The organism is Marinobacter sp. AN1 (assembly GCF_026013985.1).
Classification (GTDB): Bacteria; Pseudomonadota; Gammaproteobacteria; order Pseudomonadales; family Oleiphilaceae; genus Marinobacter; species Marinobacter segnicrescens.
Window position 1 is genome coordinate 930,760 of sequence record NZ_CP110342.1, and the last position, 17,064, is coordinate 947,823.

General features: G+C 61.0%; 15 protein-coding genes. 10 read left to right on the top strand and 5 right to left on the bottom strand.

Features of this window, described 5'->3' with window-relative positions:
- Positions 1–54 precede the first annotated feature (54 nt).
- The 5 genes from LJ360_RS04175 (at position 55) to astB (ending at position 7,697) form a co-directional block, all read left to right on the top strand.
- Positions 55–1,512, top strand: coding sequence for an exonuclease domain-containing protein (locus LJ360_RS04175; protein WP_264995361.1), 1,458 nt, complete (start codon positions 55–57; stop codon positions 1,510–1,512).
- Between the two features lie 97 nt (positions 1,513–1,609).
- On the top strand, positions 1,610–2,827 hold the full coding sequence (locus LJ360_RS04180; protein ID WP_264995362.1) for an aspartate aminotransferase family protein: 1,218 nt from the start codon (positions 1,610–1,612) through the stop codon (positions 2,825–2,827).
- A gap of 309 nt (positions 2,828–3,136) precedes the next feature.
- Positions 3,137–4,180, top strand: a complete 1,044-nt coding sequence (gene astA, locus LJ360_RS04185) for an arginine N-succinyltransferase (RefSeq protein WP_264995363.1) — start codon at positions 3,137–3,139, stop codon at positions 4,178–4,180.
- A 135-nt stretch (positions 4,181–4,315) separates the two neighbouring features.
- The gene (gene astD, locus LJ360_RS04190; RefSeq protein WP_264995364.1) at positions 4,316–5,788 is read left to right on the top strand and encodes a succinylglutamate-semialdehyde dehydrogenase; all 1,473 of its coding nucleotides are present in this window, start codon (positions 4,316–4,318) and stop codon (positions 5,786–5,788) included.
- A 532-nt stretch (positions 5,789–6,320) separates the two neighbouring features.
- On the top strand, positions 6,321–7,697 hold the full coding sequence (gene astB / locus LJ360_RS04195; RefSeq protein ID WP_264995365.1) for an N-succinylarginine dihydrolase: 1,377 nt from the start codon (positions 6,321–6,323) through the stop codon (positions 7,695–7,697).
- Positions 7,698–7,724: 27 nt separating this feature from the next.
- On the opposite strand, the gene astE is transcribed toward astB, so the two are convergent.
- The 5 genes from astE to LJ360_RS04220 form a co-directional block, all read right to left on the bottom strand.
- Entirely contained in the window at positions 7,725–8,741 is a 1,017-nt protein-coding gene (gene astE / locus LJ360_RS04200; protein ID WP_264995366.1) for a succinylglutamate desuccinylase, read from the bottom strand.
- A gap of 3 nt (positions 8,742–8,744) precedes the next feature.
- Positions 8,745–9,467: an ABC transporter permease gene (locus LJ360_RS04205; protein ID WP_091854558.1), complete on the bottom strand. Its 723-nt coding sequence runs from the start codon at positions 9,465–9,467 to the stop codon at positions 8,745–8,747.
- 1 nt (position 9,468) lies between these two features.
- Complete coding sequence (locus tag LJ360_RS04210; RefSeq protein ID WP_264995367.1) at positions 9,469–10,176, bottom strand: ABC transporter permease; 708 nt, start codon at positions 10,174–10,176, stop codon at positions 9,469–9,471.
- 48 nt (positions 10,177–10,224) lie between these two features.
- Positions 10,225–10,980, bottom strand: a complete 756-nt coding sequence (locus LJ360_RS04215) for a transporter substrate-binding domain-containing protein (RefSeq protein WP_091854562.1) — start codon at positions 10,978–10,980, stop codon at positions 10,225–10,227.
- Between the two features lie 86 nt (positions 10,981–11,066).
- Complete coding sequence (locus LJ360_RS04220; RefSeq protein ID WP_248235732.1) at positions 11,067–11,837, bottom strand: ABC transporter ATP-binding protein; 771 nt, start codon at positions 11,835–11,837, stop codon at positions 11,067–11,069.
- A gap of 240 nt (positions 11,838–12,077) precedes the next feature.
- Here LJ360_RS04220 and LJ360_RS04225 point away from each other — a divergent pair, with 240 nt between their 5' ends.
- From LJ360_RS04225 to LJ360_RS04245, 5 genes are all read left to right on the top strand, one after another.
- Complete coding sequence (locus tag LJ360_RS04225; RefSeq protein WP_264995368.1) at positions 12,078–13,607, top strand: FAD-linked oxidase C-terminal domain-containing protein; 1,530 nt, start codon at positions 12,078–12,080, stop codon at positions 13,605–13,607.
- Positions 13,600–14,676, top strand: a complete 1,077-nt coding sequence (gene glcE, locus LJ360_RS04230; protein ID WP_264995369.1) for a glycolate oxidase subunit GlcE — start codon at positions 13,600–13,602, stop codon at positions 14,674–14,676. The genes LJ360_RS04225 and glcE overlap by 8 nt, the downstream gene beginning before the upstream one ends.
- A 2-nt stretch (positions 14,677–14,678) precedes the next feature.
- Positions 14,679–15,887: a glycolate oxidase subunit GlcF gene (gene glcF / locus LJ360_RS04235; RefSeq protein WP_264995370.1), complete on the top strand. Its 1,209-nt coding sequence runs from the start codon at positions 14,679–14,681 to the stop codon at positions 15,885–15,887.
- A 121-nt stretch (positions 15,888–16,008) separates the two neighbouring features.
- Entirely contained in the window at positions 16,009–16,314 is a 306-nt protein-coding gene (locus LJ360_RS04240; protein ID WP_091854572.1) for a DUF883 family protein, read from the top strand.
- Positions 16,315–16,316: 2 nt separating this feature from the next.
- A complete protein-coding gene (locus LJ360_RS04245; RefSeq protein ID WP_264995371.1) occupies positions 16,317–16,835 on the top strand; it encodes a hypothetical protein in 519 nt (172 codons plus the stop codon).
- Positions 16,836–17,064: the final 229 nt, after the last annotated feature.

The window sequence follows — 17,064 nt, forward strand, 5'->3', positions numbered from 1 at the left end:
AGGCGAGTCGAGAAGTTTCCGGCCTTGTTTCACGCTTTGAAGTACACTGCCTTCATGAACTTCCTCAACTCCACCACCTTCGCCTTCCTCGACCTGGAAACCACCGGCGGCTCGGCGGGCCATGATCGTATTACCGAGATCGGTATCCGCTTCTGGCGCGATGGCGAGGTCGTGGACGAATGGCAAACCCTGCTTAACCCGCAGATGCGCATTCCCCCGTTTATTGAGCGGTTCACCGGCATCAGTAACGAGATGGTCGCAGGCGCACCGTTGTTTGAAGACATTGCGGATGAGCTGGAAGAACGTCTGAAGGGCTCGGTGTTCGTCGCCCACAATGCCCGCTTTGACTATGGCTTCGTAAAGGCGGAGTTTCGGCGGTTGTTGCGCCCATTCGCGGCGAAGGTGCTGTGCACCGTCAAACTGTCCCGGCGTCTATATCCCCAGTACAAACGCCACAACATGGATGCCCTGATACAGCGCCACGGCCTTGGCGCTGTGCAGCGGCACCGGGCCATGGGTGATGTCACCGCCATGATGGAGTTCTTCAACCACGCGCTTGCCGACCATGGTAACGAAAGCGTGGAAGAGGCCGTTCGCACCCTGCTGCAACGCCCCAGCGTGCCCTCCCATATGCCCCCGGATGTACTGGACGAGGTGCCGGCGGTGCCCGGTGTGTACCGGTTCTATGGTGAGAACGATGTGCTGCTGTATGTCGGCAAGAGCACCAACATCGCCCAGCGGGTGGCCTCCCATTTCTCCGGTGATCATAATTCCGGCAAGGGCATACGCCTGTCCGAAAGCATGCGCCGCCTGGAGTGGACAGAGACCGCCGGCGAACTGGGGGCCCTGCTGCTGGAACTCAAACAGATCAAGGGCCTGCGGCCCATGTACAACCGCCGCTCCCGGCCGGCCAAGACACTCTGGAGCATCGAGCTGACCGAGAGCGGGCAGGGGTACCTCCAGGCCCGGCTGGTTCGGCAGATCGAACCTCACCGGCTGGGCCACTACTACGGCCTGTTCCGCAGCAAGCGGGATGCCCTGAGGGCCCTGACCGGCATCGCCAGCAAGAACGAACTGTGCAACAAACTCCTCGACCTGGAACCGGCGGACCAACACGGCCCCTGCTTCCAGCGAACCCTGGGTCGTTGCAAGGGCGCCTGTGAAGGAGAAGAAGATGTCACCCGCTACAACCTTCGGGTGCAGATTGCCTTCCACAGCCTGCGGCTGAAAACCTGGCCCTGGCAGGGGCCTGTCGGCGTGATGGAGCAAAACCCCAACACCGGCCGCACCGACATCCTGATCATTTACAACTGGATGCACGTGGCGACCGTACACTCGGAAGAAGAACTGAGCGATCTCAGCCTGCGGGGTACCGCCGTCACTTTTGACATGGACTCCTACAAACTGGTGGTCAAGGCCCTGTCCGGCAAAGGCATTGGTGGCCTGCAGATCCTCGAACTGCCGCCGATTGGTGAGCCGGATATCCTCGCGGTCTCCCCGGAAAACAGCTGAGTTTTCCACACACTCCCGCTCTGGCGTATGATAAGGCTTTCCAACCCCGGCCCTGTGCGGAACAGAGGCCGGCTCCGCAAGGTCCAGAGAGGAAAGTATGAACAGAGAACCCGTCACCCGCGAACTCTTCAACGACGTCATGGTCCCCAACTACGCTCCCGGCGCCATGATTCCCGTGCGAGGTGAAGGGTCACGACTCTGGGACCAGCAGGACCGCGAATACGTCGACTTCGCCGGTGGTATTGCCGTCAACAGCCTCGGCCACGCCCACCCGGGCCTGATCGGTGCGCTCCAGGAGCAGGCCGAAAAGCTCTGGCACGTATCCAACGTACTCACCAACGAACCGGCCCTGCGCCTGGCCAGGACCCTGTGTGAGCTGACCTTCGCCGAACGCGTGTTCTTCGCCAACTCCGGTGGTGAAGCCAACGAAGCGGCCTTCAAACTCGCCCGTCGCCACGGCTGGACCCACCATGGTCCGGAGAAACACGAGATCATCTCGTTCACCAACTCATTCCACGGCCGCACCCTGTTCACCGTCAGCGTGGGCGGCCAGCCGAAATACCTGGAAGGCTTCGAACCGGCCCCCGGCGGCATCCACCACGCCACCTACAATGACCTGGACTCCGTAAAGGCACTGATCTCCCGGGAGAAAACCTGCGCCGTAGTGGTCGAACCCATCCAGGGCGAGGGCGGCGTACTGCCCGCTGAACCGGAATTCCTACAGGGCCTGCGCGATCTCTGCGACGAAAACGATGCACTACTCGTATTCGACGAAGTCCAGACCGGCGCCGGCCGCACCGGCCACCTCTACGCCTACGAGCATTACGGCGTCACCCCGGACATCCTCACCAGCGCCAAGGGCCTGGGCGGCGGCTTCCCGGTGGCGGCCATGCTCACCACCACCGCAATCGCCGAAAGCCTCGGCGTCGGCACTCACGGCAGCACCTATGGCGGCAACCCCCTGGCCTGCGCCGTGGCCCAGAAAGTCATCGACACCATCAGCCAGCCGGAAATTCTCAAAGGCGTCCGCGCCCGCTCCGACAAACTCCGCAAGGGAATGATGGCCATCGGTGAGAAATACAACATCTTCACCGAAGTCCGCGGCGAAGGGCTACTGCTGGGCTGCGTGCTGACCGAAGAGTGGCAGGGCAAGGCCAAGGACTTCGTCGCCGCCGCCCAGGAACAGGGCCTGCTTATCCTCGTGGCCGGCGGCAACGTCGTCCGCCTGGCCCCCTCACTGATCATCCCCGACCAGGATATCGAAGAGGGACTGGAGCGGTTTGAGAAGGCTGTGGCTACACTGGTGGAGAAGTAAGCCCAACTGGCGGATGGCAATATGCTTCGGTAGCTCTGGTTGAGAACATATGGCCCAGGGCTCTGGCGAACTGGCAAATAGTATGAAGCTTCGGCAGGTAGGCCGGGGCTGCCTGGGCAATTTCAAACGATTGCGGTGACGAGCCAGCGAATAGCACATTGTTCCGGTGGACGGGCTGGTGTTGTTTTCCGGGACCTTCAAAAACACGGACGTTTTTGAAGAGCCTCCATGGATGGATTCACGGCGTGTCCCGGAAAACAACACCAGACCGGCCGCCTGGCACCCAAACCTGCAGTCCTGGAGGGGGTAATGCTCATAATCAGGCCATTAGCCGAAAATGATCTCGATGATCTCTATGAAATGGCCGCCTCAGCCGGCAACGGCCTCACAACCCTCCCTCCGGACCGCACCCTCCTCAAAACCAAGATCGACAAAGCCCAGGCCACTTTTAACGGCCAATGCCCCCCGGACGCCGGCCTCTACCTCTTCGCCCTCGAAGACACAGAGCAAAAGCGCTGCGCCGGCATAAGCGGCATCCAGGCCCGCGTCGGCCTCGACGAAGTCTTCTACAACTACCGCCTCAGCATCACCGTCAGCGACAGCCGCGAACTCAACGTCCACGTAAGGACCCCCACACTCTACCTCACCAACGACATGACCGACGCCACCGAAATCGGCTCCCTGCTGCTGGCCGACAGCCACCGTGGCGGCGGCAACGGCCTGTTGCTCTCCCGCAGCCGATTCCTGTTCCTGGACGAATTCCGCGAGCATTTCTCCGACAAAATCTTCGCCGAAATGCGCGGCGTCTCCGACGAACAGGGACAAAGCCCCTTTTGGGACGCCCTGGGCCGGCGCTTCTTCGACATGGAGTTTGTCGAGGCTGACAGACTCTCCGCACGGGGCAACAAATCCTTCATCGCCGAGCTCATGCCCCGCTTCCCCATCTACCTGTCTTTATTGCCCGAGAGTGCCACCGAAGTCATCGGCAAGGTCCACAAAAACACCGAACCGGCCCTCAACATGCTTCAGGCCGAAGGCTTCAACTTCAACGGCCTGGTGGACATCTTCGACGGCGGCCCGGTGGTGGAAGCCTTCCTCCACAACATTCGTACCATCCGCCAGAGCATCCTGCGCCCGGCAAGGCGGGTCGACCGGCCTTTACTGAGCAATCTGCCAGCCGGGGAGCGGGTCATGGTCAGCAATCGCTCCTTTGAAGACTTCCGGGTTGGCACCTTGCCCAGGGTCGCCATCCGTGATGAAGAGGTACAGATGCCGGGGCCCATCATGGAGGCGCTGGGGGTGGCCGAAGGTGACCAGGTAAGGATCGCGCCCTTGAAAGAAGCGCTGTTCTGACCAATACCTTTAGTATCAACCAGGATCATTCGCTGATAGTCCCAGCTGCCGGCAGGCGATCATAAACCCGACAGGTTGTACCTGCTCGGGCCGATACTGGTAATACCATCTTCAAATGGGCACGGGAGGTGTTCCATGAGCCTTACGCTAACCGGAGAACTGTTTATCAACGGCCTTTGGGCTTCCGGCCATGGAGAGGAGCTGGAGTCCATCCACCCGGTGACCGGCGAAACCCTGTGGCAAGGGCTTGGTGCCGGTCTGGACGATGTGAATGCTGCAGTGAAAGAAGCCCGCGAGGCGTTCCCAGCCTGGGCACGACGGCCTGTGAGCGAGCGGGAGGCCATCATCCGTCGCTTCGGCGAGCTGCTGGAAGAGCATCGCGAAGAACTGGCCCACCAGATTGGCTGTGAAACCGGCAAGCCGCTGTGGGAATCCCGCACGGAAGTGTCTGCCATGATTGGCAAGATCGATATCTCCGTCCGGGCGCGGGAAGAACGGGCCGGTGAGCGAACCTCCGACGTGCCTGGAGGAAAGGCGGTACTGCGCCACAAGCCTCACGGTGTCGTGGCTGTCTTCGGCCCATACAACTTCCCCGGGCACCTGCCCAATGGCCATATTGTCCCCGCGTTGCTGGCGGGTAACACGGTTGTGTTCAAACCCAGCGAGCTTGCCCCGGGCGTTGCGGAAATGACGGTGCGGCTGTGGCACCTGGCGGGCCTTCCGGACGGCGTGGTGAACCTGGTGCAGGGGGAAGCTGACACCGGCCGGGCGTTGGCCGGGCATGCGCAGATCGACGGATTGTTCTTCACCGGCAGCTCCACAGTAGGGAAGCTTCTCCACGAACAGTTCGCCAGCCAGCCCCACAAGATCCTGGCGCTGGAAATGGGTGGCAATAACCCGCTGATCGTGGAGGATGTAGAAGATACCACTGCTGCGGTCCACCACACGTTGCAGTCTGCATTCCTGTCGGCAGGGCAGCGCTGTACCTGTGCACGCCGGTTACTGGTGCCCGAGGGCAAGGCAGGGGATGCGTTCCTGGAGAAGCTGGTCGAGGCTGCCAAGGACATTACCGTCGGTCAGTACGACGCGGACCCGCAGCCCTTCATGGGTGCGGTTATCTCGTCGGACGCTGCCGGCCGGCTGATGGAGGCCTGGCACAAGCTGACGGCAGCGGGCGGCAAGTCGCTGCTGGAGATGTCCCATGAGGAAGGCACAGGGTTGCTGACCCCGGGCATTGTGGACCTGACCGGGGTGGAGGCACCTGATGAGGAGTATTTCGGGCCGCTACTGAGTGTTTACCGGTACAAGGGTTTTGATGGGGCCATCGAGTTGGCCAACAACACCCGGTTTGGTTTGGCGGCCGGTATCCTGACCGATAAGCGAGCGTTATATTACCGGCTGGTGGAGGAGGTCCGCGCCGGTATCGTGAACTGGAACCGGCCACTGACCGGTGCCAGCAGCGCGGCGCCCTTTGGTGGGGTAGGGGATTCCGGTAACCATCGGCCCAGTGCCTATTACGCTGCGGATTATTGTGCGTGGCCTATGGCTTCCCTTGAGGCTGATCGGGTGTCGTTGCCTGAGGAATTGGCTCCGGGGTTAAAGCTGTAATTTTCCAGGTACTTCGTTTGGGTGCTTGCCTCCAAAAGCTTTGCCTTCGGGCTTGGGAGTATGTGCCCACAGGCCGATAAGATTTTCCGGGACACGCCGTAAACCCGTCCATGGGGGCTCTTCAAAAACGTCCCTGTTTTTGAAGGTCCCGGAAAATCTTCTCAACCCGTGGACACTCGGACCTTTCGGTTGCCTGAAGCATAAAGATGCAAGGCCCCGTTTAGGTTCCGGTTGTTGAGCCCCGCTGTTCGGCTTAAGTGCTGGCGCTGAAATTGTTGGTTAACACCCTCTCCCTTGATGGGAGAGGGCCGGGGAGAGGGTGGAGCAGGCAGCTGAATAGTAGGGGCCGTCGCGGGTTGAGGAGGCCTTTCGGGACCTTCAAAAACAGGGACGTTTTTGAAGAGCCCCCATGGACGGGTTTACGGCGTGTCCCGAAAGGCCTCATCGGCCTGCGGGGGCCTCCACCCAAGCCAGCAAACAAAGATCTATACACCCAACGCGCAGATTAGTCCGAAAGCAAAGGCCAAACTCCATGGATACCTACAACCCAAAAAAAACAAACACCCAAGCCAAAACTCGGGAAATGAACCTGGACGGCCTGGTCGGCCCGACCCATAACTACGCGGGCCTCGCCAGGGGCAACCTCGCCTCTGGAGCCAACGCCAACCAGGTATCCAATCCGAAAGAGGCCGCGCTTCAGGGCCTGGCCAAGATGAAAGCCCTGGCCGACCGGGGCCTGCTGCAGGGCGTTCTGCCACCCCAGGAACGTCCCCATATACCTACATTAAGACGCCTGGGCTTTACCGGCACCGAGGAGGCCATGCTCTCCCGTGTGGCAAAGGAGTCCCCCGAGCTGCTCTCAGCGGTCAGCTCAGCGTCCTCCATGTGGGTTGCCAATGCGGCTACCGTCTCACCGGCAGCGGACACCGCCGACCATCGGGTGCACTTTACCCCCGCTAACCTGTCTTCCAGCTTTCACCGTTCCCTGGAGGCGCCGGAAACCGGGCGCATCCTCAAGTCGATTTTTACTGACGAGGCCTGGTTCGCCCACCACGCTCCGTTGCCGTCGGTGCCTCAGTTTGGTGACGAAGGCGCCGCCAACCATACCCGCCTGTGTGCCGGCCATGGCAGGCCCGGGGTGGAGTTGTTTGTGTATGGCCAGATGGCCTTCGACAGCCGTGCCGCGATACCGCAAACCTACCCGGCAAGGCAGACCCTGGAGGCCTCCCGGGCCGTGGCGCGCCTCCATGGGCTGAAACCGGAACGGACGGTCTTCGCCCAGCAGAACCCGGCGGCCATCGATGCCGGGGTGTTCCACAACGACGTGATTGCCGTGGGTAATGAAAACCTGCTGTTCTACCATGAACAAGCGTTCCTGAATGAGGAACCCATGCTGGCGGAGTTGCGGGAGAAACTCGGGGATACACCGCTGGAGACTATCCGTGTGACGTCCGGCCAGGTGTCGCTCAGGGATGCGGTGTCATCCTATTTGTTCAACAGTCAGCTGTTGTCGGTGGAACACGGCATGCTATTGGTGGTGCCGGCGGAGTGTCGTGAGGTGCCATCGGTTAACCGGTACCTGGATGAGGTGCTGGCGGCTGATAACCCCATCACCGGTATCGAAACCTTCGACCTGCGCCAGTCCATGCGCAATGGCGGCGGCCCGGCCTGTCTGCGTTTGCGGGTGGCGCTGGCAGACGAGGCGGTTGCAGCGATGAACCAGGGTGTGTTGCTCAGCGACGATCTCTACAACCGGCTGGTGGCCTGGGTGCAGGGTCATTACCGGGATGAGCTAGTACCTGCGGACCTGGCTGATCCTGACTTACTGAAAGAAAGCAGGCACGCCCTGGATGAACTGACCGGGATTCTTGGCCTGGGGTCGATCTACGATTTTCAGCATGAGGTATGAGTCAGGATTGGGGCTCAAAGGTCCTAGCTAGGACTTTCTGATCATCAACGCCACCCGGTGTCCCACCGGCACCTTCGGGTTTGGGAAGATAACCGCCTCCGGCTGATCGCCTACCCGGTATTCCGTGTCCGCATCCTCCCAGATCAGGGTGCCGGGGGCATACTCTGTAAAGTTGGCCACATCATCCGCCACGTGAAAGCGGAAACCCTCCCCGGTATTGATGACCTCGTGCACTACCTGGAATATCTCGGGGCACTGTGGCCCGGCAGCCGTCGCCAGTGGCCTTTGTTCCAGCAGGTTAATCAGGGCGCTTCGCAGCCGGTCCAGTCGTTTCAGGTCGTTATGGCCGAATGGTTCCACCTTGCCCAGTTCCAGGGTGAAGCTTTCCGCGGCCAGATACTCCGAGCTGAAGCCTGAAAACGTCGTTGCTCGTCTGTGCTGCAGCAATACGGTCCCAATGTCGGCATCGGTCAGGAAATCAAGCTCCGTGTCCGGCACCTGCCGGCCTTCCACATAGGGATAGAGGGCGAACTTCTCTCGCCTGGACGGCCTGATGGCGGTGTGCAGGTCGTAGTGCCTGAGTGGCAAGCTGGTTTCATCCGCAAACTCCCGGCAAACCGCCTCCAGCTGACTGGCCCGGCGGGTTTCGTAGCCCTCCGGGTAAGCCTCCCATGCCCCGCAGAACAGTCGGTTCAGGTTGTGCTCCAGGAACCGTTCGCCAGCCACCATTGCCGGCGGGTTGCCGAGGATCAGTAGCAGCGGAATACGGGAATGCAGTCGGTCCTGAAGCAGGTCGTTAACCAGGGCGTTTAGCAGCTCGATGGGGGCAGTCTCGTTGCCATGGATGCCGGCGGACAGGATCAGGCCGGTTTTCGGGATTGTTCCAGCGTCAGGGTGGTAGCGCAGCAGGCCGGTGCCCAGGCGTTGCAGCTGTCCGCCATCGGGCAGGGTTACAGCCGCTACCGGGCAGGCCTGTTCGCTCATCGCCAGGGTGTGGGATAACCAGTCTCCGTGGCGATCGAACAGCGCCTGCGCCGGGCCCATTGCTCAGCCCCCGGCGGGGCGCTGGTGTCGGAGCAGGTGGTTCTCCAGCTTGCGGAAGGCGAACACCAGCAGGAAGGTCAGGGCCATGTAGATCAGGGCCACCCCGATAAACGCCTCGAAGGGCGCATAGAACCGTGAGTAGATATTACGGGCCGCCCCGGTCAGGTCCACGATGGTCACCACGCTGGCAATGGCGCTGGCGTGGAGCATGAAGATGACTTCGTTGGAGTAGGCCTGCACCGCGCGACGGGCGGCGCTGGGCAGCACGATGCGACGCAGCCGCAGGAACCAGCTCATGCCATAGGCCTTGGCTGCTTCAATCTCGCCCTGGGGAGTGGCCGCAATGGCGCCCCGGAAGATCTCCGTGGTATAGGCTGCGGTGTTCAGGGTGAAGGCCAGCAGGGCTGGGTAGAAGGGCTCACGGAAGATGGACCACCAGAAGGTTTCCTGGATGCCGGGAATCTGGGCCAGTCCATAGTAGATGATGTACAGCTGGATCAGCAGTGGCGTGCCCCGGAACAGGTAGGTATACACCCACACCGGTCCGGACACCCACCAACGGCGGTTCGTTCTCAGGATGGCCAGGGGCACGGCCACCAGCAGGCCGATGATCAGGGACAGGAAGACCAGTTGCACCGTCTGTACCAGGCCGTTCCAGTACTCCAGCATGGTCATGGTGGTGAAGACGTCGTTCTGGTCCAGCCAGGCGGTAATGAAGTCCGGCATATCAGCCTTCCCCCTGCACGACGCCGACGTTGGCCCGGCGATTGAGCCACTTGATAAACAACTCGGTTACGGCGGTCAGGGCAAGGTAGACCGCTGCAACCGGGATAAAGAACAGGAACGGCGACCGTTCAGCCTTGGCCGCTTCCTCCGCCACACGAACCATGTCGGTCAGGCCAATGATGGATACCAGCGCGGTGGTTTTCAGCAGCACCTGCCAGTTGTTGCCGATACCGGGCAGGGCATGGCGCATCATCTGGGGTACCATGACCCGGCGGAAGGTATGCCAGCGGGTGAAACCATAGGCGCGGGCCGCTTCGATCTGGCCAGCTTCCACCGCCAGGAAGGCGCCGCGGAAGGTTTCAGCCATGTAGGCACCGAAGATCAGGCCGATGGTCAGTACACCGGAAATAAACGGGTCGAACTGGAAGAACCAGTCGATTTCGTAGTGTTCGTAGAGCAGGTCTGAAATGCCGTTCACCAGGACCTGGCCGCCGTAATAGAACAGCAGCATCATGACCAGGTCCGGGACACCCCGGACGATAGTGGTGTAGGTAGTGGCTACCCCCCGGGCAACCCGGCTGGCAGACAGTTTGGCAGCAGCGCCGGTGAGACCCAGGAACAGGGCCAGCAGAAGGGACAGCAAGGCCAGTTCGATAGTGACGACCGCGCCTTCGGCAAGCTGCGGACCATAGCCTTTAAGATCGATCATGGGGGCATCCGGGCAAAGGTGGCCGGGCAGGCCCGGCCACCTCGTGGTTTACATCTTGATGTCGTAGCTGAAGTATTTCTCCATGATGGCGTCGTAGGTGCCATCATTCTTCAGGGTCTCGAGGGCTGCGTTGATTTCCTCGGCCAGGTCCTTGTCACGCTTGCGCATAGCAACGCCGACGCCTTGACCCAGCTTGACCGGCTTGCCCACTTCCTTGAACCCGTCCTTGCTCAGTACGGTCTGCTCGCCCACCGGGTAGTCCACGAAGACCACGTCCAGGCGCTGGCCTTCCAGGTCCAGGACCATGTCATCGGCCGTGGTGTAGCGCTTGATGGTGACCACGCCGCCCATGTTCTCGGTTACATACGTATCCATGGTGGTGCCACGCTGAACGCCCACGGTCTTGCCTTCCATTGCCTTCATGTCGGTGACGTCGGTGTCGAAGCCTTCAGGGGCAAACCAGCCGCCCGGGGTGTTGTAGTAGGGCTCGGAGAACAGTACACGCTCTGCCCGCTCCTCGGTAATGGACATGGAGGACATGATGGCGTCGAACTTGCGTGCCAGCAGGCCCGGAATCATGCCATCCCACGCCTGGGTGACGAATTCGCAGTTGGCCTTCAGTTCCTCACACATGGCCTCGGCCAGTTCCACTTCAAAGCCGGTCAGGTTGCCGTCGTCATCCCGGTACTCGAAGGGCTCGTAGGGCACATCAAAGGCGATGCGGATATCCCTGCCGTCCTGGGCCTGTACGGAGCCGGCCATCATGGCCAGGGCGCAGCCCGCTGCAACAATCATTTTCTTCATGGGGTTTCTCCAGTGTTGCGATTTCAGGGTTGTCGGGACTCTTTTTTCCAGTCCTGTTTTTTCGTTTTACCAGCGTTTGAGCTGGCTCAGAACCGGGGCGCGAGGAACTGCTGCATGCGCTCCGATTCCGGGTGATCGAAGACTTTTTCAGGGCTTCCCTGTTCTTCGATCACTCCCTGATGCAAGAACAGGACCTGGCTGGACACATCCCGGGCGAAGGCCATCTCGTGGGTCACCACAATCATGGTGCGCCCTTCCTCGGCCAGTCCCTGCATCACTTTCAGAACCTCGCCCACCAGTTCAGGATCAAGGGCAGAGGTGGGTTCGTCAAACAGCATCACCTCCGGCTCCATGGCCAGGGCACGGGCGATGGCCGCCCGCTGCTGCTGCCCGCCAGACATCTGGGCCGGGTAGTAGTCCTTGCGCTCATAGATGCCTACCTTGTGAAGATAGGCCTCCGCGCGCTCGATTGCCTCTTTCCGGGGCACTTTCAGCACATGTACCGGTGCTTCGATGACGTTCTCGAGTACCGTCATGTGGGACCATAGGTTGAATCCCTGGAACACCATGGAAAGTCGCGCGCGGATCTGCTCCACCTGGCGGTTGTCGGCGGGAATGCGCTCGCCCTTGCGATCCGTTTTGAAGCGGATCGGGTCGCCATGCACGATAATGTCGCCAGAGGTGGGTGTTTCCAGCAAATTGATGCAGCGCAGAAAGGTACTCTTGCCGGAGCCGGAACTGCCGATCAGCGACACCACATCGCCCTTGCGGGTTTCCAGGGAAATGCCCTTGAGCACCTCGTTCTGGTCGAAAGTCTTGTGGATGTCCCTGCAGATCAGGGGGGCGACGTCCGCCATGGCCATACTCCGGTAATGACTTCTTCATGATGCGTGAAAAATACACGAAAGATCCGGCACCATGAACAGAAAATGCACGCATTTTACAGAAAGGCGCACTTTGTACGGATTGCCACACAGAAAATCAATAGGCATGGTCGTCAGGATAGCTGAATTAATCAACAAAAGTCTGGTGGTGCTCCGGCACTTGCTTCCTTATGATGACCTGAAACAACAGCCATAATCGCGACAGGTTGAATCATGTCAGTGGCAAACTCCCATGAAACGGACACGCCCCGGCCCATTGACGGGCGTACGGATTTTCCCCCTGTGTACCGGGCAAGCCTCGCTGATCGCTTCCGGCGCTTTCTCAGCCCGGACTCTGTGATCACCGACGACGAGACCATCCGCCCCTACGAGTGCGACGGCCTTTCCATGTACTGCGAAATGCCGCAGATGGTGCTATTGCCGGAAACCGTGGAACAGGTGCAGCAGATCATGCGGATCTGCCACGCTGAAGAAGTACCAGTGGTGGCCCGGGGCGCCGGCACAGGGCTGAGTGCCGGCGCCATGCCCCATGCCGGTGGTATTGTTCTGTCGCTGGCCAAGTTCAATCGCATTCTCTCCATCGATCCGCAGGCCCGCAGCGCCCGCCTCCAGCCGGGTGTTCGTAACCTGGCCATCAGCGAGGCGGCAGCAAGGCACGGCCTTTATTACGGCCCGGATCCGTCCTCCCAGATCGCCTGCACCATTGGCGGCAACGTGGCCGAGAACTCCGGAGGCGTGCATTGCCTCAAGTATGGTCTGACGGTGCACAACCTGCTGAGTGTGGAAGTGGTGACCGCAGAGGGCGAGCGGGTGACCATTGGCAGCGACGGTTATGACAGCTGTGGCATGGACCTGCTGGCCCTGATAACCGGCTCCGAAGGGTTGCTGGGTATTGTCACCGAGGTGCAGGTCAAACTGTTACCGAAGCCGGAGGTAGCCCAGGTGGTCATGGCCGGGTTCGATACTGTCCAGGCAGCCGGCGCGGCCGTGGCCGGGATTATCGGCCATGGCATTATTCCCGGTGGCCTGGAAATGATGGACGGCTTTGCCATCCAGGCGGCGGAAGACTTCGCCAATGCCGGTTATCCCACTGATGCGGCAGCCCTTTTGCTGTGTGAGGTGGACGGCACCGAGGAAGAAGTGCACGACCACATCCACCAGGCCGAATCCCTGTTCCGGGCACTGGGGGCCACGTCGGTGCGTACCTCCGGCTCGGAGGAAGAACGGGCGTTGCTGTGGAAAGGCCGCAAGTCCGCTTTCCCGGCGGTAGGGCGAATCTCCCCGGACTATTACTGCATGGATGGCACCATTCCCCGAAGCCAGCTGGCCCACGTTCTTACGGAAATGCAGCGTCTGTCAGAGCATTACGGGCTGCGCGTCGCCAATGTATTCCACGCCGGTGACGGCAACCTGCACCCGCTGATCCTGTTCGATGCCAATGTGGAGGGCGAGTTTGAGCGTACCGAAGCCTTCGGCGGCGACATTCTGAATCTCTGCGTTGCCGTGGGTGGCAGCATCACCGGCGAGCACGGTGTCGGGATGGAGAAAATCCGTCAGATGCCGAACCAGTTCGGCAACCTGGAAGTGTCCCAGTTCCATGCCATCAAACAGGCCTTTGATACCCTGGGCATCCTGAACCCGGGCAAGGGGGTACCTACCCTTCGCCAGTGCCAGGAGTACCGTGCCATTGGTCCCCTGCGCCAGCCAGAGGTTGCGCAGGCAGGGGAGGCCAGTCATGGGTGATATCAGCCAACAGTTGGTAACACAGGTTAAACAGGCAGCTGAAACGGGTACCGCACTGGCCATCTCCGGGGGCGGCAGCAAGCCTTTCCTGGGGCGCGGCCTTCGGGGGGAGTCCCTGAGCGTGGCGGAACATACCGGCATCGTCAGTTATGAGCCGGTGGAGCTTGTAATGACCGTCAGGGCCGGCACACGCCTGGCGGATATCGACGCGGTGCTGGCGGAGAACAACCAGCGACTGGCATTCGAGCCGCCCCGATTCGGCGACACCGACACCATTGGCGGCACCCTGGCCGCCAATCTCTCCGGTCCGGGCCGCCCCTGGCAGGGCTCAGTGCGGGACCACCTGCTGGGGCTGCGGCTGATCAACGGGCGGGGCGAGCACCTGAAGTTTGGTGGCCAGGTGATGAAGAATGTGGCGGGCTATGATGCCTCCCGCTTGCAGGCCGGCGCCCTGGGTACCCTGGGTGTGATAACAGAGGTCTCCCTGAAGGTGCTGCCGCTGCCAGCCATGGAGCAGACCCTGGTACAACCCATGGCGCAACAGCAGGCCATCGACACCATGAACCAGCTGGCCGGCCAGCCCAAACCCCTGTCGGCGGCTTGCTGGTACGATGGCCACCTGTATCTGCGCCTGTCCGGTGCGGCCACCGCCGTGGAGGCAACGGCAAAGCGCTGGGTGGCTGACAGTGGTGGCGAAATGAATGTGCTTGAGGACGGCGAGGCCTTCTGGCGTGATCTTCGTGATCAGCGGCTGTCCTTCTTTAATGGTACTGAACCCTTGTGGCGTTTCTCCGTCAACCCGACCGCTGCCCTGGAGGAGTTGGGTGAGAGGACACTGATTGACTGGGGTGGTGCCCAGCGCTGGAGCAGGCAGGACGAATCCCTGTCCGTCATGGCGGAACGGGCCGCCCGGGCCGGAGGGCAGGTGAGCCTGTTCTGCCATGGTGACCGCAGCGGAGAGGTGATGCATCCTCAGCCGTCGCCGTTGCGAACCATCCAGAAGCGCCTAAAGGCGGCCTTTGATCCCAACGGTATTTTCAATCCCGGACATCTTTATAGCTGGCTGTAATCATGCAAACCAACCTTGTTCAGGAATTCGCGGCACAACCGGAAGGCCAGGAAGCCGAAGCCATCTTGCGCAGCTGCGTGCATTGTGGTTTTTGCACGGCGACCTGTCCCACCTACCAGGAGTTGGGTGACGAGCGGGACGGCCCCCGCGGGCGCATCTACCTGATGAAAATGTTCCTGGAGGGGCACGAAACTACCGAAAGGACCCAGGAGCACCTGGACCGGTGCCTGAGCTGCCGGGCCTGCGAAACAACCTGCCCTTCCGGCGTGCAGTACGGCCGCCTGCTGGATATCAGCCGCGGGCTGATGGAAGACCGGATAGAGCGTCCTGCACGGGAGCGGTGGCTGCGACAGGCGCTGTTGCGGGTGCTGCCCAATCGGCGCCTGTTCGGAAGCTTGCTGCGGGTCGGCCAGCTTGCCCGCCCCCTGGTGCCTGAACCCCTGCGCAGCAAGATTCCCCCGAGACGTGAAGCCAGCCCCTGGCCTGTGGGCAGCCACCCTCGCAAGGTGCTGGCCCTGGCCGGGTGTGTGCAGCCCTCGGCGACACCGAACACCAACGCCGCTGCGGCCAGGGTGCTGGGCCGCCTGGGTATTACCCTGGTAGAGGCGCCGGCGGCGGGCTGCTGTGGCGCCGTCAGTTACCATCTCGGAGAGCATGGCGATGGCCTCGACTACATGCGGCGTAATATCGACGCCTGGTGGCCGGCTATTGAAAACGGGGCCGAGGCAGTGGTCATGACGGCGTCCGGATGCGGAGCCATGGTCCAGGACTATGGTCATTTGTTGAAGGACGACCCGGCATACGCAGACAAGGCCCGCCGGGTGAGCGAACTGACGATGGACCTGGGCGCGTTTCTGCTGCAGCAGGACCTGGGCAGCCTGGGCCTGGCGAAAGGGCAGGGCAAGGTGGCCTTCCACTGTCCTTGCACCCTGCAGCATGCCATGAAGCAGAGCGGGGTGGTGGAGCAGGTACTGGAAAAGGCGGGCATCACGCTGGCGGAAACCACCGATAAACACCTTTGCTGCGGCTCCGCCGGTACCTACTCGGTGCTGCAACCGGAACTCAGCCAGCGGCTATTGGCCAACAAACTTGCTGCGCTCACCGTGGACCAGCCAGATGAGATTGTCACCGCCAATGTTGGGTGCCAACTGCACCTGGAAACCCGCGCATCCGTGCCGGTGCGACACTGGATCGAGTTGCTGGACCGATGACCGGCGGTGCCGGCCCATGACATTCCCTCAATAATGCCGACGTACCTGCATACCTGTGCTACCTTGAGGGAGCATGGTCAGAAAACACTTGGAAAGTCATCATCCATCAAGGAGATAGGCAATGGCAGCACAATCACAGGACGTTAAGGCATCCAACGCTGAATACGAGCAGGTCAAAGCTGACCTTAAGGCATTGCGCGAAGACCTGGCCAAACTGAGCAAGAGCGTGGCCGACGGGCAGAAGAGCAACCTGAACAATTTCCGTGACGAAATTCGCCGGGAAAGCCAGGAAGCGCTGGACTACGCCCGCGGTGCCGGTGAGAAGGCACTCCACGAAGCTGAAGAGCGTATCTCTGAGCGACCGTTCCTGACGGTCATCATCCTCTTCCTGGCCGGACTGGTGGTTGGCAAGCTGCTCGACCGGTAACCATGTATTCCAAACAGGAAATTGAAGGGCTGGCCCGCAAGGCCATTGCCGCGCTCATCGGAGCACTGCTGGCATTTGCCTTGCTGTCGGCCCTCCTCATCGCTGGCCTGGTCTTGCTTCTGTGGGCCGCGACGGCAGGCCTTACGCCCCTGGTGGGGCAAGCCGGTGCGCTTGCCATATCCGGCGCTACCTGCTTTCTGCTTTTGGGTCTCTTCTTCTGGCGATTGATCCGCTCCCGGGCGACATCGGGAGAAGGTGACGGCGATGGAGAACAGAGCCCAACCATGCGCGAGCGCCTCGAACAGGCCATCCGCGATAATCCCCTGGAAGCTGCGCTGGGTGCGTTTGCGCTCGGCATCTTCGGCCAGGCGGATGCCCGCTTCAGGGCGATGGTGCTGCAAAGCGGGATCGCCTTTATGCGTCAGGCAAAGGCAGAGTCTTCCGGATCGGCAGAAGAACCGGGGGAAGCAGCTGGTGAAGCCGGCGCTGGTGATGGCACACCACTGGGTGGTGAGCCCTGAGTGTTTCGGGCTCACCTGCTACGTTCAGCTCCTGCTGGTTTCGCGCTCCGGACAGGGATTCTTCCTGTCAGAGTAAGCCTGCGTAGGCGCAGTAGAGAAAGGCCGCTGATCCGGTCAGGATAACCAGCCAGGCGGGAATGATCATGTCGCTGCGTCGAACCGTTTTCATTGTTGCCCCTTTTGTTGTTATTGATGCATGTCAACTTCTATACGGTTTTCAAACAGCATA